17 protein-coding genes are annotated in these 19,804 nt (G+C 64.3%); 1 reads left to right on the forward strand and 16 read right to left on the reverse strand.

The genetic code is table 11. The annotated features are described in order from the left end of the window. Position 1 precedes the first annotated feature (1 nt). From O0879_RS08420 to O0879_RS08480, 13 genes are all read right to left on the reverse strand, one after another. Entirely contained in the window at positions 2-595 is a 594-nt protein-coding gene (locus O0879_RS08420) for a hypothetical protein (RefSeq protein WP_289915907.1), read from the reverse strand. 1 nt (position 596) lies between these two features. Beyond that, the gene (locus O0879_RS08425) at positions 597-2,375 is read right to left on the reverse strand and encodes a VWA domain-containing protein (RefSeq protein WP_289915909.1); all 1,779 of its coding nucleotides are present in this window, start codon (positions 2,373-2,375) and stop codon (positions 597-599) included. After that, positions 2,372-3,349, reverse strand: coding sequence for a hypothetical protein (locus tag O0879_RS08430; protein WP_289915910.1), 978 nt, complete (start codon positions 3,347-3,349; stop codon positions 2,372-2,374). Before O0879_RS08430 ends, O0879_RS08425 begins: the two co-directional genes overlap by 4 nt. 9 nt (positions 3,350-3,358) lie before the next feature. Continuing rightward, entirely contained in the window at positions 3,359-3,841 is a 483-nt protein-coding gene (locus O0879_RS08435; RefSeq protein WP_289915912.1) for a hypothetical protein, read from the reverse strand. Next, the gene (locus O0879_RS08440; protein WP_289915914.1) at positions 3,838-5,418 is read right to left on the reverse strand and encodes an AAA family ATPase; all 1,581 of its coding nucleotides are present in this window, start codon (positions 5,416-5,418) and stop codon (positions 3,838-3,840) included. The genes O0879_RS08435 and O0879_RS08440 overlap by 4 nt, the downstream gene beginning before the upstream one ends. Before the next feature lie 170 nt (positions 5,419-5,588). After that, entirely contained in the window at positions 5,589-6,740 is a 1,152-nt protein-coding gene (locus O0879_RS08445) for an ABC transporter permease (RefSeq protein WP_289915915.1), read from the reverse strand. Then, positions 6,737-7,918 carry an ABC transporter permease gene (locus tag O0879_RS08450; RefSeq protein WP_289915917.1) on the reverse strand — a complete coding sequence of 394 codons (1,182 nt, stop codon included), beginning with the start codon at positions 7,916-7,918 and terminating at the stop codon, positions 6,737-6,739. The genes O0879_RS08445 and O0879_RS08450 overlap by 4 nt, the downstream gene beginning before the upstream one ends. Positions 7,919-7,924: 6 nt before the next feature. Further along, a complete protein-coding gene (locus O0879_RS08455; protein ID WP_251351118.1) occupies positions 7,925-8,899 on the reverse strand; it encodes an HlyD family secretion protein in 975 nt (324 codons plus the stop codon). A gap of 2 nt (positions 8,900-8,901) precedes the next feature. After that, positions 8,902-10,326, reverse strand: coding sequence for a TolC family protein (locus O0879_RS08460; RefSeq protein WP_289899050.1), 1,425 nt, complete (start codon positions 10,324-10,326; stop codon positions 8,902-8,904). Between the two features lie 177 nt (positions 10,327-10,503). Then, the gene (locus O0879_RS08465; RefSeq protein WP_099664621.1) at positions 10,504-12,114 is read right to left on the reverse strand and encodes a bifunctional aspartate transaminase/aspartate 4-decarboxylase; all 1,611 of its coding nucleotides are present in this window, start codon (positions 12,112-12,114) and stop codon (positions 10,504-10,506) included. Positions 12,115-12,190: 76 nt separating this feature from the next. Next, the gene (aspT, locus tag O0879_RS08470; protein ID WP_099664622.1) at positions 12,191-13,879 is read right to left on the reverse strand and encodes an aspartate-alanine antiporter; all 1,689 of its coding nucleotides are present in this window, start codon (positions 13,877-13,879) and stop codon (positions 12,191-12,193) included. 56 nt (positions 13,880-13,935) lie between these two features. Then, entirely contained in the window at positions 13,936-15,618 is a 1,683-nt protein-coding gene (gene aspT, locus O0879_RS08475; protein WP_289915919.1) for an aspartate-alanine antiporter, read from the reverse strand. Between the two features lie 261 nt (positions 15,619-15,879). After that, positions 15,880-16,743 carry a transporter substrate-binding domain-containing protein gene (locus tag O0879_RS08480; RefSeq protein WP_289915920.1) on the reverse strand — a complete coding sequence of 288 codons (864 nt, stop codon included), beginning with the start codon at positions 16,741-16,743 and terminating at the stop codon, positions 15,880-15,882. A gap of 248 nt (positions 16,744-16,991) precedes the next feature. Here O0879_RS08480 and O0879_RS08485 point away from each other — a divergent pair, with 248 nt between their 5' ends. Further along, positions 16,992-17,255, forward strand: coding sequence for a heavy-metal-associated domain-containing protein (locus tag O0879_RS08485; protein ID WP_077402408.1), 264 nt, complete (start codon positions 16,992-16,994; stop codon positions 17,253-17,255). Positions 17,256-17,288: 33 nt separating this feature from the next. On the opposite strand, the gene O0879_RS08490 is transcribed toward O0879_RS08485, so the two are convergent. The 3 genes from O0879_RS08490 to O0879_RS08500 are packed head-to-tail and all read right to left on the reverse strand — an operon-like array spanning position 17,289 to position 19,789. Further along, positions 17,289-17,828, reverse strand: coding sequence for an SCP2 sterol-binding domain-containing protein (locus O0879_RS08490; RefSeq protein WP_289899053.1), 540 nt, complete (start codon positions 17,826-17,828; stop codon positions 17,289-17,291). A 20-nt stretch (positions 17,829-17,848) separates the two neighbouring features. After that, entirely contained in the window at positions 17,849-18,745 is an 897-nt protein-coding gene (locus O0879_RS08495) for a U32 family peptidase (RefSeq protein ID WP_034783050.1), read from the reverse strand. 9 nt (positions 18,746-18,754) lie between these two features. Continuing rightward, positions 18,755-19,789, reverse strand: a complete 1,035-nt coding sequence (locus O0879_RS08500; protein WP_289916171.1) for a peptidase U32 family protein — start codon at positions 19,787-19,789, stop codon at positions 18,755-18,757. Positions 19,790-19,804: the final 15 nt, after the last annotated feature.

A 19,804-nucleotide genomic window follows, 5' to 3' on the forward strand; every position in this document is an offset into this window, starting at 1 on the left:
CTCATTCGCGCGACCACTTGTCGGCCGATTCCTCGGCCGCCTTCTTCGCCAGCGCCTCGCGGATTTCCCGCGCGCGCTGCTCGGCCAGGCGGCTCGCTTCAAGCAGGCGGCGGCGCTCCGTGCCGCTGATGGCGGACAATCTGTCCGTGGCCTGCGCCACGCTTTCGTCGCGGGGCCGGAACCCCAGGCGCGCCAGCACGATGCGCGCCAGTTCCTCGCGTCGCTCGGGGTCTTGCGTGAACTGGTGGGCCGGCGTGGCGGCGGCCAGTTCACGCGCCGCCTCGCCCAGTACCTGCAGCAAGGCTGGCTGCGGCAACTGCTGCGCCACGAACCACTCGTCGGCCAGCAGCCAGCACAGGATCATGGCCAGCGCCAGCCGGTTGCGGTCCGCCTTCACTTGCGCGCCGATGAACCCCTGCAAGGACGCGGCCGGCGCGCGCGCGCCATGCAGCAGCAAAACGTCGTTGACCAGCGCGGCCACCGCCACGGCCTGCGCATTGGCGACGCCGGCGATACGGGGCTCGGCGAGGAATTCGACGGGCGTGTCGGCCAGGCGGTGGGTTAATCTTTCGAGGTGGGGTCCGGGAATCTGCATGTCATGATTGTATATAGTGGCGCCGGCTGAACGCCCGCGCAAAGTCCAGCAAGTCCTCGTAGCGCTCCACGGCGTGGATATCCCAGCCCTGCTCGCGGCGCGCGCGTTTCAAATCGTCATAGGTCTGCTGCAGCCACTGGTGGCTGGCCGCGCCATCCCAGTCGCGCGCCAGGTTCAGGGCCATGGTGCCGCCCGCGCCGCCCTGCGACAGCGCTTTCGCCGAGATATCCCAGCCGCTGTTGCCCAGTTCATCCTTGTCGAACATGGTGGTGATGCCATCGTCGGAAATCATCAGGATGTGCGCGGGCCGTTCGCGTTTGGCCGCATAGGTCTGGCGCAGGCGGTGGATGGGGAAACAGGTGCCGCCGCCAAAAAATTCCGTCAGCACGCCGAGGATCATGTCTTCATCGCGCACGAAACCTGGCGTTAGCATCACTTCGTTCTTGCCGCTCCACAGAGTCACCTGCACTTTCGCGCCGGCGCGCAGGGCGGACAAGGCGATGACGGCGCCGGCCAGTGTCAGGAACGAAGTGTGCGCCTGCGGGTTCGGCATGGAGCCGGAACTGTCCACGTACATGTCCAGGTCGACGGGCACGGCGTCGGTGGCGCGCGCCGGTTCGCGGCCATACACGCGGCGCACGGTGGTCACGCCCGGCACGGGGCGCGGCGACTGCATCACGGACTGCAGCCAGTCGATGTCTTCCAGGGGATCGCCGATTTCCCAAGGCTCCAGACCTTCCATCTGCGGCTCCTGCGACTCGGGCGCCGGGCGGCTGGGAAATGCCACCAGGTGCGGCAAAGCCCGCTCGCGGTAGTAGCGGATGGCGATTTCATGGTCGCTCAGGTCCACGCCCGAGGCCTTCAGAATGTCGCCCAACTCAAACGGTTCGCGCAGCTGGCCGCCGCCGTTCCCGGGCGGCGCCTCGGCTTGCGGTTCCTCGCCATCGAGGCCCGAGATGCGCTTGTCGTGCACGGGATGGATGGCGCCGTCCTCTTCGTCATCCTCGATCTGCTGCGCGCCATACGTCTGGCAGCCGCGTGCCGCGTCGCGCGTGTCCTGCAGGTAGCGGCTGGGGTCAATGTCACCGAGGGCATCCGTATCTTCCACCAGGTAGGGCAGCAGCAAGGTGGCGAAGCGGCCCGCCGCCAGCATCCAGTCGTTCGCATACACGCGAATGAGGCGCGCACCCAGCCAGGCGTCCGTGTCCAGGCGCTCGTCAGCGTGGCCGCCGCCCAGCTCGCCCTTTTCCAGCTGCCACAGGTTTTCATAGATACGCATGTACAGTGTCCATACGCCGCCGCTGCCCTTGCCATCAGCTTGCACCGTGCGCCCCTGCTGCAGCTTGCGGTAGATGTCTGCCATGCGCAGATTCGCCTGGCGCTGCAGGCGGTCGTTGATGAACAGGTCCGTGTACAGGTTGGCCACCATGGGCGCGTGCTGCTCCAAGGTCGGCAAGGCGCGGCGCATGCGCGCCAGCAGGCGGAACTGGTCGCTGGCGCTGCCCGGTGCGAGGATGTGGTGGCCGATTTCATGGGCGAGGATTTCCAGCGCATAGTCGTCCAGTCCCAGTTCCGTCACCAGCGGCAAGTCCACCACCACGCTCTGGTCCAGCAAGCGGATCATGGCGAAGCTGCCGGACAAGCCCTGCTTGCCGGCTTCGACGCGGCTGGCGCACAGGCTGGGGTCGCGCAGGCGCGTAAACTTGCTCCACACGGCCAGGGCCTCGGGCCAGGCGGCGCGCCAGCGGTCGATCAGGACGGTGTCGGCATCGTTCTTCATGCGAGCGGCAGCAGGCGGATGGCGTGCGTCCACGGTGACGTGATGGCCAGCGTATGCGCATTCGCGGCCAGCGCGATGTCACCGGCCGGCAGGTCGAGCGCGATACTGCGCGCGCCGACGTGAACGGTGGCTCCATCGAGGCGCACGGACGCCGGCACGCCGGTTTGCGCCAACTCAAACTCCTGCGCCGTGGCGCTGTGCAGCACGGCGCCATAGGCGTCGGCCACCAGCAAATAATGGCGCTCGGCGCTGCGCACAGCGAAGCCAAAGCCGTCCGGCGTGGCGCGCACTTGCGGCGGCGCGCCGAAATCGCCACCCAGGCCACTGAAGCTGCCGAACTCCCTGCCTTCGGCATTGCCGCGCCACGGATTAGCCATGAGCTGCGCATGCACCTGCGGCCATTGCGCGCCCGGTTCGCCAAAGGCGGCCAGCGCCAGCGCATGCGGCAAGGTATCGGCGGCGGCCAGCGCGCCCTGGCGGAAATGCGCGACGCCGGCGCGCCAGGCCAGCACCTGTCCCACGGCGCGCAGCTGTGCGACGCTGCCGACTTGCGGCGCCACGGCAGCCATCCCGGCCTGCCATTGCGCGGGCCGCGCGCCCGCCACGGAGGAAATGTGGATGGCGGCGTTGCTCAGCATGCCCAGCACGTCGACGGGGGCCGTCGCCAGCAGCGGCGCAAACGATGGCGCCAGCTCGCGCCAGACGGTATTGAGGAAGGGATTTTTCGCGGCCGGACCGGCCAGGCCATGGCCCACCAGCTCCAGGGCCATGTCGTAGGCGGCCAAAGTGACGCCGCCCACGCGCTCGGGCGCGGCGGCGGCCACGGCCACCACCAGCGGATCAACGCCATCGTGCAAGAAGGCGCCGAAGGCGGCCATGTCGAGCGCGGGAAAGCGCCGGCGCGCTTCCGCTGCGCGGCCGTTGAACTGGGCGCGGCCGCTGGCAAGGATAGTTGCGAAGGCAGGAGAAATCATTGTTCCTCCTCAATCGCTGTGCGAAAAATGCAGCAGATAGCGCTCATCCCCTGATTCAAACGCGATCTCGTCCCAGTGGATCGCATACCAGACACCCGGCGGCGTCATCTTCACGATATGCATAGTGAATCCGGCCAGCGACATGTCCAGCGCGTCGAGAAAGGCGTTGACGAGGCAGGCGCGGAAACGGTCCGGCGGCGCCGTCCGCATGTGATCCGACGAAAAGAACCAGCGCTGGCACACCTGCTCCAGGTGCGCGCGCCCGCACGGCGCCACCGTGATCTGCCACAAGGGCGCCGGCAGCGCGCGCGCCGGGGTGCTTACATTCAGGGTGTAATCTTCCACCCGCAAGCCCAGCGCCGTGAGCAGGTCCGGCGCGTCGGGCAGCCGTTGCAGCTCATAGCTTGCGCACAGGTCGCTGGCCTCGCTGTTCAACATGGCCAGGGCGTCGAGAAACCCGCGGCAATGGTCGATATTCAGTGCGTCATTCATTGCGAACGCAGCCAGCTGCGGTAATTCGTATAGCGCTGGTGCAGATATTTGAGCTTCAACAAATCGTCATACAGGGGCCCGTACAGTTTTCTCCCTTTGGTACGTTCGCCGATCAGCTTTTCGATGCGGTTCAGGCGCGCCAGGGTTTCGCGCTCGCTCACGCCATCGAGGCCCAGGTCGAATTCGGCCGACAGCACGCCCACAGGGTCGTCGCGGTCCAGGTCCAGGCGGTTGAATTCATCGTTCGACAAATCGAACAGGCGGCGCAGCCAGCCCAGCCTGTCGCTGCGATAGGCGGCGTTTTCCGGCAGCGCGAAAAATGGCGCATCCGGGTCCGGCTGCAGCTTGTTATGCAGGACGAACGGCAGCACCTGGCGCAAGTCTTCCAGCTCCACCTCGCCATTGCCGCGGAAATAAGCCATGGCCTTGGCATAGATCAAGAGCGCCATCAGGGTGCGCACGGAAATGCCATTCAAGGTCTGGCAGCCTAGGTCCTTCAGGCGATCGCGCCCATTGTCCGCCGCCTGCGCGGCGCCCCGGTCGGCACCGGCCAGGCGGGCCGTATCCTTGGTCATGTATTCGAACTGGCCGCCCGCCGTCTCGAACAGCTCGAACTGGCTGGCGAAGAATTCCAGGCGGCGCCGCACGGCTTCGGGCACGGCCACCTGGCGGATGGATTCGCCAATTTGATCGACCTCTGCTTCCGTAAAGATGATATCGGGCGGCACCAGTTCTTCTGGCCGCACGTTTTCCTCCACGCGCAGCAGCAGTTCATTCAGGAAGCGGGGGTTGAAGGCCAGCGCCTGCACCGTCACATCGACCCGATCGCGCAGCGCTTCGATCACCTGGTAGGTGCCGCCGCCCTGGTCATCGTTGGCCGTCAGATACCAGGCCGCTTCCGGACATTCGTAAATATGGTTCAGCACTTCCGCGTAATTGTCGCCCATGACGGTGAGCAGCGCGCTTTGCGTGCGCGTGGGGATGCGGTTGTACTCATCGACGATCTTCACGCGCATGCCCAGCCAGGCGCGCCAGGCGATGCGAATGTCGTCCATGCTTTGCGCGTTCACCAGGTCCGCCGGCAGCGGATTGCCCAGCAAGTCGGCCACCGTCATCTGCGGGTGGCCATGCTGCATGGCCCGTTTGACTTCCTTGACGGTGGAACCGGCCAGCACGCCCATCAACAGGGCGCTGGCCGTCTTGCCACGCCCCGGCCCGCCAACGAACAGACATTTGCGGCGCGTGGCGAACGTCAGCAGGGGCAGCAAAATGAAGCTGGAATAGCTTTGCGCCGACGGCAAATTCAGGGTGCGGCGGCTGTCGCCCACAGCATACGTCTGCGACGGGCCATCGTTGTATTCGATATCGTAATGGGGGCTGATGATGGCGTGGTTGACGATCCAGAAATACGCCTGGCGCAGCTTTTCATCGAACGGCCGCGCTTGCGCCTCGCCTTCCGCTCCCAGCGCGATGGGCCCCTGGTACAGGTCCGCCACGTCGAACTGCCGCGCGGCGGGCGCCGCCTTGGGTTTGGTGGGGGCCTGGGACAGGCGCTGGAACAGATTAAAAGCTGACATGATTGGCTAACGCCTGTCAAAACCTACTGCGCGTCGGTATTTACGGCCTGCGATGCTCACTGTACATTCGCACAGTTGCGCTTCTCGGCCGCAACTCCCTTCCGCTCGCTACGGTTTTTGTCAGGCGTTGTTATTTAATGTGGAAACGAAATTATTGCATATCGGCCCAGTTACGCCTTGTTCAAATCGACAACAGTCTCCTCCATCCCGCGCCAGCGCCACCAGCCCAGCGCCACGCAAGCGACCAGCAAGGCCAGCAAGCCCGCCACTTCATGGCGGATTTCATACAGCGAGGCACCCATTTGATTAAGCGCAACAAAGCCCTGGATGCCGGCCGTGGATGGCAGCAGCCAGCGCAGCCATTGCAGCACGACGGGCATGGACGACACGGGCCAGGTCAGGCCCGCGAGGAACAGCACGGGCATCGAGGTGGCGATCATCAGCTGCGTGCCCCGCTCGCGCGTGCGGAACAGCATGCCCAGCAACATGCCGAACGCTGCCTCACACAGCGAGAACAGCACCAGCAGCAAGAGCATGCCGCCAAAGTTGCCGCCACGGGGGTAATCCTGGAACCAGAAGACGAAACCGAAGAAATAGCAGCAGTTCAAAAACGCCACGCAGGCAAACGCCAGCAGCATGCCCATATACCCGCCCGCCGTGCGCCTGCCCGCCACGGGGAAGGCCTTGCGCTGGTACCATGTACCGAACAGCATGGTCATGCCGATCAGCAAAGTCTGCTGCACAATGAGAGTAGCCACTCCCGGCACGACATAGGCGCCATAGCCTTCCTTGACGTTAAACAGGGGCACGGCGTCGAAGGCGATGGGCGAGCGCTGCTGGCTGGCCTGGATGGTGGACGGCGTGCCCGCGCCCAAACGCTTGAGCTCAATACCGGCCGACACCGTGCCCACCACTTCGGCCAGCCCGTTCAGGGCCACCTTGTTCAGCATCAAATACAAGCCATTGCCCGCCACTTGCGCGTGGGCGGCGCGGCCGGCCAGCACGTCCGTCTGCAAACCATGGGGAATGATCAATACGCCCATGATCTGGTCGCGCCATAATAAATCCTGCGCGACGGGCAAGTCCGGCGTGACGGCGACCACGTGCAGCGATGGGTGGGCCATGGCGAAGCGCGTCAGCTGGCGCGACATGGCGCTGCGGTCCTGGTCGACGACGGCCACGGGCACGCGCTGGACGATTTCCGTCGAATACGGCAGCGGATAGAAGAAGGAATAGATCATGCCGCCGATGAACAGCAAGGTCAGCGCGCCCTTGTCCGTCAGCATGGCGCGCCAGGTGGCGACAAAGGCTGGCCACATCATGTGCGTCCCCAGGCGGCAGGCGCATTCGCGCGGCGCGACAACAGGAACACGCCCACGGCGCCGCAGCCGATGGCGATGCCGGCCAGTATCAGCATTTCCTGCACGCCATAGCGCCATGGCGCGCCGGCCAGCCAGTATTTCGTTTGCAGCTGCAGATAATGCGTAAGCGGCAAGGCTTCCGCCCAGGCGCGGGCTGGCGCCGGCATGGCCATCAAGGGAAAAGCCTGGCCCGCAAACGCAAAGGCCGGCGCCGTGATGAAGGCCGCGCCCGACAGCGCGAGGCGCAGGGACAGGGTGGCGGCGATCAGCAAGGTGGCCATGCCGCAATACGCGAGCACCAGCAACAGCATGCTCAGCAGCAATGCCGGCAAGCTGCCCGCCACGGCCCAATCCCGCGCCAGGCTGAAGAACAGCAAGTACAGCAGCGCCAGCGCGCAGTAGGCGACGAGGGGAAACAGCAGCTTGGCAAGCACGGCGCGCAGCCAGCTGCCGTGGGCCGAGGCCAGCCATTGTGGCACCGTGCCGTCGCGCAACTCGCGTCCGATACTCGTGACGACGGCGACGACGATGAAAATCTGCAGCATGGCCGGCATCAGCGCCAACGTTAAAAATGCTTCATAGCTGATGTTTTCGTTATACAAACTGTTCAAGGTCGTGCGTATCGGTTCGAACTGAGCCGCCGCCTGCACGCCCGACATACCCTTTTTCACCCGCGCCGTCATCTCGATGCCGGCCGACAAGGTCGTGCTGACCGTGCGCACGTCGCGCAGCAAGGCGCCCGCGTGCGAGGAAAACTGCGCGTTGTACAGCCATTGCACGGTGGCTTGCCGGCCGCCCAGCAGTTTCTGCTCGAAATCGTTCGGGATCAGCAGATAGCCGAACGCCGTGCGTTCGCGCAAGCGATGCAGGGCTTCATCGCTGGACGCCACTTTCGCCGCCACATCGATGCCGGGCGAAGCGTCGAGCCAGCGCGTGAGCTGGCGCGACAGGGTGGAATTGTCGTTATCGATGACGACGATGGGCAAGTCGCGCGCGATGCCGGCGGAAAACACCAGCCACAGCATGCCGCACAGCACGACAGGAATCCAGCTGAGCATGCCGAAGTCCCAGAAGTCGCCGCGCAGCCGCCGCCACTCGCGTGCCAGCGCCGCCGGCTGCTCTTTGTCAATCTCGCTCATCGGCTATCAGAGCGGCGGGAACACAACCGACATGCCCGGACGCAAGCCTTCGACCTTGATGGCGGGACGCAAACGGATTTCAAACGTGCGCAAATCCGTGCCGCCCGGACGGGCCGCGCGCCACGTGGCGAAGTCCGGCAGCACGGCAACCGAGCTGACCTTGAAGCTCAGTTGCTGTTTCAAGGCCGGCACGTTCGCCGTGTGCGTGCTGCCCATGGAAAACGCCGCCATTTCATCTTCGCGCACTTGCAGCACGGCCCAGGCGTCATCGAGGTTCACCAGGGTAATCACGGGGAAACCTTGCGGCGCCAGTTCGCCAGGCTGGATCTGGATCTTGCTGACCTGACCCGCCACCGGCGCGGCGATCTTCGTCTCGGCCAGCGCGATCTGCGCTTCCGTCAGTACGGCGCCCACCTGGCGCGCCTGGGCGGCGGCGGCCGTCTTGTCTTCGGGACGGGCGCCCTTTTGCGCCATATCAAACTGGGCGCGGGCCGCTTGGGCCAGCTGGTCGGCGGCGCGCCATTGCGCTTGCGCCTCATCACGTTTCTGCTGGGCAATCACGCCTTGTTCGAACATATTGTTGACGCGGGTATACGTGGTCTTGGCGATGGTGGCCCCCGTTTGCGCCCGCTCCCAGTTCGCTTTCGCAGCCGCAATTTCTTCCGGACGCGCTCCCGCTTGCGCCTTGTGCGCCACGGCTTCGGCCGCTTGCGTGGCGGCCGTCGCTTGCGCGATCTTCGCATCCACTTCCGGACTCGTCAGCTGGAACAGCAGCTCACCTTTCGGCACCGTCTGGCCCAGCTTGACGTACAGCTCGCCCACCCGGCCCGGCACTTTCGACGACACATTGACTTCCTGCGCATCCATCTGTCCCTGCAATGGCAAGCGCTGCGGCTGGAAGGCCTGGTACAAGCCCCAGCCCACGAAGGCCAGGACAATGACGGCGGCGACTATGGCCAAGGGTTTTTTGGAGGTGCTCATTATTATTTGTCCACAGGTAATTGGATATCGGCCGCGGCGGCCAGGCTGCCCAGGCGCTGCGTCTCGCCCGTCGCTTCCAGCAATTGCGCCAGCCCCATCACATAGTTATAGGCCGTCTGCGCGCGCTGGGTTTCCACCTTTGCCAGGTTCAGGCGCGCGTCGACCACCTCCAGCGACGTCACTTGCCCTTGCTGGAAAGCCACGGTTTGCAGGCGGATATTTTCGCGCGCCAGCTCCACCGACGAAGCCGTGGACAGATACTGGATACGGGCGTTTTCCAGCGCGCGCCAATTCTTTTCGATCAGGGTGGGAATGTCGCGCTCGGCCTGGCGCGCCACCACTTCCACCCGCTCCTGGTCCAGCTTGGCGGCGGCGATCATCTTGCCCGTATTGATGCGATGCACGAGGGGTACGGACACGACCAGGCCGACGGCCCAGTTCGAGCGCACGAGCTTTTCATTGCCGCGGTTCAAATTGTAGTTACCGATGGCAAACACGGTAGGTGCGTATTCCTTGCCATGCAGCTTCAAGGCTTGCTCGGCCTGCACGCGCTTGCTGTCGATCTTTTTCCAGTTCGCATTTTCGCGCATGCCCGTGCTGATGAACGATTGCAAGGTGCCGACCGGCAAGCTGTTGACGAACAGCGGCGTGCTGGGGCGCACTTGCGTATTGACGGCGAGCAAACGATCGAGCGCCACCTGGGCGATTTCCTCGTCGCTGCGCGCCTGCGCTTCGTCGCTGCGGGCACTGTCCAGGGCCACGTCGGCGCGCAAGCGTTCCGCGCGCGAAATCAGGCCGCCCTTTTCCAGCTTGGCCGCGTCGCGCTGGTGCTGCGTCACGCCGGCCGTCACTTCGGCCCGCACGGCCACCACTCTTTTTGCCAGCAGCAACTGGAAATAGCGCTGCGCCACCAGGGTGGCCAGTTGCTCTTCCGCTTCCGTGCGCTCCGCCTGCGCGGCCAGGGTCAGGCTCGATGCGAGCCCCTTGACGGCGTCCAGGCGCCCGCCCGTGTAGATGGGCCACATGCCCAGCAAGCCGAACGAGGTCAGATCCGTCACCACTTCGCGGTTGAGGGAATTGGGAATGTGCGGCGTGGGCAAGCCGGGAATGGGCGGCAGCACGGATTCGATGCCGCCCACCACGCCGGACAAGCCGCTCGTGTCGATGCTCAAATCCGTCGACAAACGGCCGCGAAACGCCGTCAAGTCCACGGAAGGACCATCGATATTCGACAGCGCCTCCGCCTTGAGGGTTTTGGCGCGCACGTCGAGCGCGGCGCCCTGCACGGCGCCCGAAGCCTGGGCCGCCTGCTGCAGCGCTTCGTTGAATGTCAGCGGCGCGCCGGCCGGCAACTGCGCCAGGGCGGGCATGGCCGCGCCCAGCGCGCCCGCCAGCAATAATGATAAGTGTCCTTGCAATCTGCCCATGTAGCGTCCAGTCAATGAATGAGGGGAAAGCACGGGGTTGCCATGTTTATACTTTCACAATAGCAATTATATCTACGGATGTCTATTCCAGCCTGCACTATTGCTTACTGCGGCGGATACACAAAAACGGGCGCCTCTTGCGGGGCGCCCGTTGAGCTCAAGCAGCTACCCGGCGAATTACTTCTTCGCCTTCTTGCCGCCCTTCTCTTTTTCCTTTTCAAATACGGCAAAGAACTCGGACGCCATGTTGCGGATGGCGCGGCCGATGTTGGCGTAGTCGTATTCGTTCAGGTTGGCCAGCGACACGCGGCCGGACGGGTGCGTGGTGCCGAAGCCGCGGCCCGGCAACAGGATGACGCCCGTTTCCTCGGCCAGGCGGAACAGCGCTTCGTTCGGCTTGAGCTTTTTCAGCAGCCACTGCGAAAACTCCACGCCATGCATCTGCGCGGCCAGCGATTCCATGTCCAGCAGGTGGTAGTAGCGCACGGAATTGGCGTCGTGCACCATCGGCAAGCCCAGTTCGCGGTACAGCGCTTCCTTGCGGCGCAGCACGATACGTTTCATCGACTGCTTGTACTTTTGCTCTTCATCCATCAGCGAGAACAGGGAGAACAAGGTCATCTGCGCCTGCACGGGCGTGGACAGGCCGGCCGTATGGTTCAGCGCCACCGTGCGGCTGTCGGCTACCAGGCGGTCGATGAATTTCAGCTCGCGCGGCTCCGTCGTGATGGAGTGATAGCGCGCATCGAGCTGCTTCTTGATGGTTTCCGGCAACTTGGCAATCTTGTCGTCGAGTACATTTTTCTCATGCGTGGCCACCACGCCCATGCGCCAGCCCGTCGCGCCGAAGTATTTCGAGAATGAATACACGAGGATGGTGTTGTACGGGCACATGGCGAACAGCGAGACGAAGTTGTCGGCAAAGGTGCCGTACACGTCATCGGTCAGGATGATCAGGTCCGGGCGCTTCTTGATGATCTTGGCAATGTATTCCAGGGTGTCATCGTCGATCTTGACGGATGGCGGATTGCTGGGGTTGACGAGGAAGAAGGCCTTGACTTTCGGGTCCAGCAGCTTGTCCAGCTCTTTCTTTGTGAATTGCCAATTGTTCGATTGCGGCGCATCAATATGCACGGTGTTCAGCTTGTAATCATTGAGCTGGGGGATCTCGATGTACGGCGTGAAGATCGGCATGCCCAAGGCAATCGTGTCGCCTTCCTGGATGATGTGGTTCGATTTCAGGCTGGCGAACAGATACGTCATGGCCGCCGTGCCGCCTTCGACGGCGTACATGTCGAAGTTGCCGACGAACGGATGGTCGCCGATCATTTCGCGGTGAATATACTGGCCGACGATTTTCTCGGACAGGCGCAGCATGCGGTCAGGCACGGGATAGTTGCAGCCGAGAATGGCTTCGCACATCTCGTAAATGAAGTCGCCCGCGTCCAGGCCCAGCTGGTCGCGCACATACGACATGGCTGCCTCGATGAAATGCACGCCGGGGTTGCCTTCATGCTTGCGCACGAAGATTTCGAAGCGCGCCTCGATGCCGTCGCGCGTGGGGAAGCCGCCCACGTCATCCATGTACACATAGGAACGTTCCGCTTCCGTCATGGCGAACTGGCCGAACTGGAAGAAGCCGTGGCGCGGCGTGGTGGCCAGGAAATTCGGGTTGCCGCGGCCCGCATTGAGCATCAGACGGTTGCTTTGCTTGGCCGTCTGGATCAGCGCATCCTTCAATTCGAAGGGGCTCAACAGCGCGAGTTTGCTTGGGTTACTGAAATCCATTTCAACGACTCCTTATCAACTGACAATATGGGAAAAGCCCCGCACAGGCGGCTTAGGTCCTGCAAATACGCCCGACTCAGACAAAGGCCACAATCAGCGGCCCCAGCAAGGTCAGGAAAACGTTGGCCAGGGCATACGTAATGGCAAACGGTACGGTGGGAATCGAGTTTTGCGCCGCGTTCAGCACTTCGCCGAACGCGGGATTGGCGCTGCGCGAGCCGGACAAGGCGCCCGCGAAGATGGCGACGTTGTCATAACGCAAGATGTAGCGGCCGATCAGCATGGTCAAGATCATCGGCAGGATGGTCACCACCACGCCCACGCCAAACAGGGTCAGACCGTGTTCGCGCACGGTTTGCACGGCTTGCAGGCCGGACGTGAGGCCGACGACGGCAACGAAGCCGGCCAGGCCCAGGTCTTTCAGGATTTGCACGGCGCCGCTGGGCATGTAGCCAAACGTCTGGCGCTTCGCGCGGAACCAGCCGAATACCAGGCCCGACAGCAGCACGCCGCCGCCGCTGCCCAAGGTCAGCGGAATCGAGCCGATGCGCGCCACCAGCAAGCCCACGAGCAGCCCGACGACGAGGCCAGCGCCCATGTAGACGAAGTCCGTCTTGGCGCTCGGCACGATCATGTAGCCCACTTCGGCCGCCACGCGCTTGACGTCCTGCTCGGCGCCGTAGATGGTCACCACGTCGCCCGTCTGCACGACGGTTTCCGCCTGCATGGGCAGAATCTTGCCCATGCGGCTCAGTTGCACGACAAAGATGCCGTGGCGCACGCCCGGCGCCGTGGCGCTGCGGATTTCGCCCACCGTCTTGTTGTGGTAAGCCTTGTTGGTCAGCACCATGTCGCGGCGCTGCATCACCAGTTCCATGCCTTCGACGGCCAGCAATTCCTTGCCCAGCTGGGAAGACACGCTGAGCATGGCTTCGCGCCGGCCCACCAGCAGCACGATATCGTCGGCCGCCAGCACCAGGTCCGGGCTGACGTCGATGATCTGGCCATTGCGTTTCACACGCTCGATGGTGATGGCCGTGCTTGGATGGGCGCTTTCGATGTCCGCCACGGAGCGTCCAGCGCCCGGACCCACGTCGTAGATGCGGCCGATGAGGTCGGGCGCAGCCGGCGTCTGGCCCGGCCCCAGCACTTGCACGCCCGCCTGCAGCGCCGTTTCCGCCTTGATCGCATCTTCACGGATGGTGCGTCCCATGAGTTTCGGCAAGATATTGACGCAGACGATGATGGCGCCAAACGAGCCGAACACATACGTCACGGCATAGCCGACGGCCACGTTGCCCTGCAGGCGCGCCACTTCGTCGGCAGCCAGGCCCAGCTTGGTGATCGCGTCGCCGGCCGTGCCGATGATGGCCGACTGCGTCAAGCCGCCCGCCGCCACGCCGGCCGCCAGGCCCTTGTCCAAGCCAAAGACCTTGGCCAGGATGACCACCGTTAGCAGCGCCGTCACGGCCAGCACGACGGCCAGGATGATTTCGCGCACCGACTGGCGGCCCAGGGAATTGAAGAATTGCGGCCCGCTTTCATAGCCGACGGCGTAAATGAACAGCGCGAACAGCACCGATTTCACGCCGGGATCGATGGCGACGCCCACCTGGCTGACGAGCACCGCCACCAGGAGTGAACCGGCGACCCCGCCCAGCTGAAACGAGCCGAACTTGATCTTGCCGATGTAGTAACCCACTGCCAGGGAGAGAAACAAGGCAATTTCAGGCGACTTCTTGAATAACTCATGCAACCATTCCATGCGGACCGCCTTTCGTGTTGAAGGAATTCTTTACTGCGTTTGCCCTTGCTGGCTGCTCATGCGTGCACCGACCCTGCCAGGGCCACGATCAGCGGCCCCAGCAGGGGCAGCACCACGTTCGAGATGGCATAGGTAATCGTATAGCCCAGCAAGGGCGTGGAATTGCCGGCCGCATTCTGCACGGCCGACAGAGCCGGCGTGCTGCACTGCTGGCCGGCGATGGCGCCCAGCAGCACGGGCGCTTCCAGCTTGAGGAAAAAGTGTCCCACCAGCAGCGACAGCGAGGCGGGGATGACGGCGATCAATACCCCCATCAGCGGCAAGGACAGGCCGTACTGGCGGATCAAATCGATCGCCTGCGGCCCCGACGCCAGGCCCACGCAGGCGATGAAGGTGGCCAGGCCGATATCCTTCATCATGTCGAGCGCGCTGGAGGGGATGCCCTGCATGCCCGGCTTGCGCGCCTGGTACCAGCCGAACACGAGGCCCGTCAGCAAGGCGCCGCCGCCCGTGCCCAGCGAAAACGGGATGCCGCCCAGCTTGGCGGAAAAGCCGCCGATATACACGCCCAGCACGATGCCGATGCTGGCGTAGACGATATTGCTGCGGTCGCCCGTGGGCACGCGCTTGCCGATGGCGGCCAGCGCCGTGTTCAGCTCGCGCCCTTCCGTCGTGCCGTACAGGCGCAGCACGTCGTCGCGCTGCAGGGCCAGATCCGGCAAGGGCGGCATGCTGTGCTCGCCACGAACGACGGCCGCCACGTGCACGCCGGAGGGCAAGGCCAGCTGGCGCAAGGGCTGGCCCACCAGCGCGGCTTGCTGCAGCACCACTTCGACGGCGGAGACGGCCATGTTCAAGCCCGTCGTATCGGCAAATTCCTCGCCCAGGATGGCTTCGGCCGCCACCAGCGCGGGACGGTGGCCGATCACCAGCACTTCGTCGTTATTGCGCAAGCGCAATGCCGGCTCCAAGGGCAAGACCTTGCCATGCCGGCGCACGCGCGTGATGCTGGCGCGGCCCGCAAAGATATGCTGCAAGGCGTCGAGGCGGCGTCCCGCGCCGCGGCTGATGCGGTAGGCGCGCCCCACCATCTCCGGCGTGGCCTGCACGCCATCGCCGTCGGTCTGCGCGCCGCCCATCTTTTCCCACAACTTATCGGCTTCTTCGCGCAAATTGACACGCAGCAACAGAGGAAAAATCTGGCTGGTGACGATGACGATGGCGATCAAGCCGAAAATGTACGTGATGGAATACGCGGTGACGACGTTGGCCTGCAGCTCGGCGATGCGGGCGGCCGGCAGCGCCAGCTTCGAGATGGCGTCCGTAGCCGTGCCGACGACGGCCGACTCCGTCGCCGCGCCCGCCATCATGCCGGCCGCCGTGCCCTGGTCCAGGCCAAGGAAGCGCGTGGCCAGCAGCACCAGCGCCAGCACCACCACCACTTCGATCAGGCACAGCAGGCCCAGGCGCAAGCCCTTGGCATTCAGGTTGGCAAAGAACTGGGGACCGCCCGCATAGCCGAGGGCAAAGATGAACAGCATGAAGAAGACATTCTTGACGCTGGCGTCCAGGGTGATGCCCAGCTGGCCGATCAGCAGCGCGGCGACCAGGGTGCCGCACACGCCGCCCAGCTGGATGGGGCCGAAGCGTATCTGCCCTACCGCGTAACCGAGCGCCAGCGCCAGGAACAGGGCCAGTTCCGGCACCTGGTGCAATACGGACGTGATCGAATCGAGCATGGACGAACCTTCGAAAAGATAACGGATGGTGACAAGGGGACAGCGCGTTCGGCGGCTGGCGGCAGCTGGCTGTGGAACGGGCGCACGGCTCCCGCACGACACCTGCGGCAAGCGCTTGTGCTGGGAAAAAGTTGCAACGTGGAATTATGTTCGGCGAAAATTTAATAAGTGTCAACAGGTGTTCTGTTGAACTCGCTTTGCGCTTCATCAAACATCGGGCGCACGATTGAAGCCACTGTTTGACATTGATCAATAAGATTATTAGTAATGTTTGGGACGATACCAAAGTGCCTTGCGCGCCAGCGGCGTCTCCTCGGGCAAGTCGGGATTGGCCAGCTCCAGCACGTGGCGCCGGGAAAGCTGCAAGCCATCCGCGAGGCGGCCGAAATGGCGTTGGAACAGCTGCGCGAAACTGCCATCGGCGAGCATGCTTTCCAATCCCCTTGCAATGTGGCGTGCCAATTCCGGCCTGTGCCGGCCGACAAAGAAGTACAGCGCGGCCGGGTAGCGGATGACCAGGTAGGCGTCGAGCGCCAGCGGCAGGTGCGCATGGCTGGCCAGTTCGCTTTGCGCCTCGATCACGGAACGGGGAAAGTAATCGATGCGCCCTGCCGCCAGTTGCTGGAACAGGCCTTCGTAGGTACTCGAGGTATCGAGGCGCAAGCCATTCGCCTGCAGGATGGCGGAGTCGGGCCAGTCGCGCATCTGGCCGGCCGACAGCCGGGCCAGGGCGGCGATGCTGCGCACGCCGCGCAGCAGTTGCGGCTGGCGGGCCTGGATCAGGGCCACGCGCCAGCCGATCAGGCCGCGGTCGATGGGGATGCGCACCGGCAACAATTGCGTTTCGCGCGCGCGGCTCGTCATGGCCCAGACGACGTCGACACCGCCCGACGCAGTGGCAATTTCCTGCATCGCGCGCGTCTGCACCATGCGCAGTTCGGAGCGGCGCAAGGCATAGGCCTGGCCCGAACGGGCCAGCGCCTGTTGCAGCAAGGCCGTCACATAGCCTTGCTGCGGATCATCGAGCGCCTGGTGGCGCGGATACACGAGCGGCAGCGGCGGCGCGCCGGCGGCCGCGCCCAATGGCCACAGGGCGGCAAGCTTGAGCAGGGGGCGGCGCTGCATGGCCCCTCCTTTCCAGCGCTGTCATAGCGTTCTTATCAGAATGACAGTATCGCGCAGCAGGACACGCTTGTCGACTGGAATACGGCAACTGTGTACAAAACAACAGCACTTTCAAGGTGACCCGCAGGGCTGGGGATTAATCCAGATCAATAAAACCGCAAATACAAAATAAATCTTGCGTGCTGCTCTGGACGGCATGCGCATGGCTCGCCTACGCTGTTTTTTTATCTGAAAAACAAGAGGAACCCATGCAGACAGCACGCTTGAATATTATCGGAATGGATCATGAAGGCTGCGCCGACAGGCTGACGGGCGCGCTCGAGGCCGTCACGGGCGTGGCCACCGTGTGCGTCTCGCTGGCGCGCCACGGCGCCACGGTGCAGTTCGACGAGCGGCTGGCCACGCAGGAACGCCTGCTGGCCGCCGTCAATGACGCCGGCTTCATGGGCGAGGCGACGGATGAAGAACAGCTGGCCTCGTGCAGCGGCGCCTGCGGCCACTGCCGCCACTGAACGCCATTGAGCGCCCGCCCTCCCTTTTTTCGCTCAGCCTTCGCGCGCGCCCCGGTCGCGCAGATGCGCCAACACGCGGCGCGGCCCCAGCGCCTGCAGGTCGAATGGCGGCAACTCGATGGCATCGAGCGTATTCTTGAACAGCAAGCCCAGTTCCGTGTCGCCTTCCAGGCTCAAACGGCGGCTGAAGAACAGCGTGTCCGGATCTTCCTGGCGCCGCGCCAGCAGCATCAAATCATGCACGCTGGCGGCGATGCACAGGTCCGGCACGTCCGCATAGCGCTCCGCCACGAACACCGTGCCCTGCCACTCGAAGTCGAAGGCGATGCCCGCGTCCAGCAGCCGCAAGCGCAAGCTGCGCCCTTCCAGGCTGCGCCGCACGTCGTCGGGCAATTGCGGCGCCAGCAGGCGGTTCAAGCCCTGCACGAACAGCCACGAAGCGGGATACGGGGGCAGTTTGGACAGCAATTCGGCCAGCGGTTCCGGCAGCCGGTACGACACTGCGGGCTTGCTCATGCCGGGACGGGCGGGGACCGGCGCCGGGACGGGCAATCTTTCCAGTTGATCTTGCATGGTGCTTCCTTTCGAGGCGTTCAATGGGCTGCGTGCTGTTCCATGCCGGGCTGGCCGTGCCAATAGCCGTCGCAGGCGCCGGCCGGCTGGCAGGCCGCCAGCTGGGCCTGGGCGCCGATGCCGCTGACCTGGCCGCGGCGGGCGCGGTCGAAGATGGCGATGACTTGTTCCGTATGCATGGCCTGGGGGCTGATGCGCGCCACCGCCACGCCCATGTCGCGCATGGCGTCGAGTTCGCGCACCAGGTTGTAGACCAGCGCCGACTGCGTCTGCGTGCCATTCAGTACGAGGAAGGGTACTTCGTCGCGCGTGCGCAGCAGCAGGCCATCCGGCTCTTCCAGGCAGCTGTAGCCGCAATCGTCCTTCGGCAGGTTGCGGTTGCGCGCCGTGAAGCAGCGCGCGGAAAACGCCAGCGGCATGCGGCCGTAGGCAAAGACTTCCGTCTCCAGTCCTTCCGGTTTCTGGCGCTGCATCTCGGCCAGCGCCGTCTGCCCCATTTCCAGCGGCATCACCCAGCGCCGCGCGCCCAGGCGCGCCAGCAATTGCAGGCTGGGGCCATTGAACAGGTTCAAATGGGGACCGGCGACGAAGGACGTGCCCTTTTCCATGCAGTGCACGGCGCCCATGTCGTTGGCCTCGACGCCGTAGCGGCCATTGCCCGTGATGCGGCGCAGGGTCGCCAGTTCGGCTCCCGCCTCGATCAGCGCCTGCGTCGACAGCACCACTTCCTTGCCGGCGGCGGCCAGCATGTCCGCGATATCGAGCCAGTCGGCCAGACGCACCTCATGCCGGCGCGAGCAGACGGTTTCACCCAGGTAGACGATATCGACGGCGGTGCCGGCGATCTGCTGGTAAAACTCGAAGACGGTGGCGCGCGGCCAGTAGTACAGCAAAGGGCCCAGTGAAAGCTTCAGCATGTTCATCCTCTATTTCCAAGATCTGTGGTAAGCGCCTAATGTGTGCTGCTGGCCTTCGGCCAGCTTGTCCATGGCCGCCATCCAGCCCGGCTTGACGGCGTAGCGCGCATTGCCTTCGCGGCAGGCGTCGATCGCTTCGCGCCACACACGCGTGACCTGTGCCACGTACGCGGGGCTGCGCTGGCGCCCTTCGATCTTCACGGCGCGCACGCCCATGGCGATCAGTTGCGGCAGCAGCGCCAAGGTGTTCAGGCTGGCCGGTTCCTCGATGGCGTAATACTCTTCGTCGTTGACTTCGAAACGCCCCTTGCACAGGGTGGGATAGCTGGCGTTTTCGCCGGGCGCATAGCGGTCGATCAGCACACCGTTCAGGCGCGATTCGAGCCCGTTCGGCGTTTCCAGCCAGCGCACGGATTTCGCCGGCGAGCACACGCCGTGGGTGTTCGGCGCCTCGCCCGTCGCATACGACGACAGTGCGCAGCGCCCTTCGACCATCACGCACAGGCTGCCGAAGCCGAACACCTCGATCTCGACTTCCGTCTTGGCGATCAGTTGCTCCACCTGCGCCATCGACAGCACGCGCGGCAGCACGGCGCGGGCGATGCCAAAGTGTTCATGGTAAAAATTGATGGCTTCGTAGTTGGTGGCCGAACCTTGCACGGACAGGTGCAGGCGCAGCTGCGGCTGGTGCTGGGCCGCATACGCCATCAGGCCCGGATCGGCCACGATCATGGCGTCGATGCCGGCATCGGCGGCGCGGTCGATGGCGCTGCGCCACACGGCCCAGTTGTGCGGCTGCGGATAGGTGTTCAGCGCCAGCAGCACCTTGCGTCCATATTGGTGGGCGTAGCGCACGCCCTCGGCGATGGCCTTCTCGTCGAAATTGAGGCCGGCGAAATTGCGCGCATTGGTGGCATCGCGAAAACCCAGATAAACGGTGTCGGCGCCATTGTCGATGGCCGCTTTCAAGGCTGGCAGGCTGCCGGCGGGGCAGACCAGTTCCAGCGGTCCGGCCACGCGGGTGGCGGTGGTTGATTCAAGCATCATGGTGTTCACAGT

Origin of the sequence: Janthinobacterium sp. SUN120 (assembly GCF_030397735.1) — a bacterium.
In the GTDB taxonomy this organism is placed as follows: domain Bacteria; phylum Pseudomonadota; class Gammaproteobacteria; order Burkholderiales; family Burkholderiaceae_D; genus Janthinobacterium; species Janthinobacterium kumbetense.

What these genes read in the sequence shown, in the direction of transcription:
- O0879_RS08455 (WP_251351118.1), bottom strand. Translation starts at nt 8,899, where the DNA reads ATGAGCACCTCCAAAAAACCCTTGGCCATAGTCGCCGCCGTCATTGTC.
- O0879_RS08440 (WP_289915914.1), bottom strand. Translation starts at nt 5,418, where the DNA reads ATGTCAGCTTTTAATCTGTTCCAGCGCCTGTCCCAGGCCCCCACCAAA.
- O0879_RS08495 (WP_034783050.1), bottom strand. Translation starts at nt 18,745, where the DNA reads ATGCTGAAGCTTTCACTGGGCCCTTTGCTGTACTACTGGCCGCGCGCC.
- O0879_RS08500 (WP_289916171.1), bottom strand. Translation starts at nt 19,789, where the DNA reads ATGCTTGAATCAACCACCGCCACCCGCGTGGCCGGACCGCTGGAACTG.
- O0879_RS08435 (WP_289915912.1), bottom strand. Translation starts at nt 3,841, where the DNA reads ATGAATGACGCACTGAATATCGACCATTGCCGCGGGTTTCTCGACGCC.
- O0879_RS08490 (WP_289899053.1), bottom strand. Translation starts at nt 17,828, where the DNA reads ATGCAAGATCAACTGGAAAGATTGCCCGTCCCGGCGCCGGTCCCCGCC.
- O0879_RS08420 (WP_289915907.1), bottom strand. Translation starts at nt 595, where the DNA reads ATGCAGATTCCCGGACCCCACCTCGAAAGATTAACCCACCGCCTGGCC.
- O0879_RS08425 (WP_289915909.1), bottom strand. Translation starts at nt 2,375, where the DNA reads ATGAAGAACGATGCCGACACCGTCCTGATCGACCGCTGGCGCGCCGCC.
- O0879_RS08485 (WP_077402408.1), top strand. Translation starts at nt 16,992, where the DNA reads ATGCAGACAGCACGCTTGAATATTATCGGAATGGATCATGAAGGCTGC.
- O0879_RS08480 (WP_289915920.1), bottom strand. Translation starts at nt 16,743, where the DNA reads ATGCAGCGCCGCCCCCTGCTCAAGCTTGCCGCCCTGTGGCCATTGGGC.
- O0879_RS08450 (WP_289915917.1), bottom strand. Translation starts at nt 7,918, where the DNA reads ATGAGCGAGATTGACAAAGAGCAGCCGGCGGCGCTGGCACGCGAGTGG.
- aspT (WP_099664622.1), bottom strand. Translation starts at nt 13,879, where the DNA reads ATGGAATGGTTGCATGAGTTATTCAAGAAGTCGCCTGAAATTGCCTTG.
- aspT (WP_289915919.1), bottom strand. Translation starts at nt 15,618, where the DNA reads ATGCTCGATTCGATCACGTCCGTATTGCACCAGGTGCCGGAACTGGCC.
- O0879_RS08445 (WP_289915915.1), bottom strand. Translation starts at nt 6,740, where the DNA reads ATGATGTGGCCAGCCTTTGTCGCCACCTGGCGCGCCATGCTGACGGAC.
- O0879_RS08460 (WP_289899050.1), bottom strand. Translation starts at nt 10,326, where the DNA reads ATGGGCAGATTGCAAGGACACTTATCATTATTGCTGGCGGGCGCGCTG.
- O0879_RS08430 (WP_289915910.1), bottom strand. Translation starts at nt 3,349, where the DNA reads ATGATTTCTCCTGCCTTCGCAACTATCCTTGCCAGCGGCCGCGCCCAG.
- O0879_RS08465 (WP_099664621.1), bottom strand. Translation starts at nt 12,114, where the DNA reads ATGGATTTCAGTAACCCAAGCAAACTCGCGCTGTTGAGCCCCTTCGAA.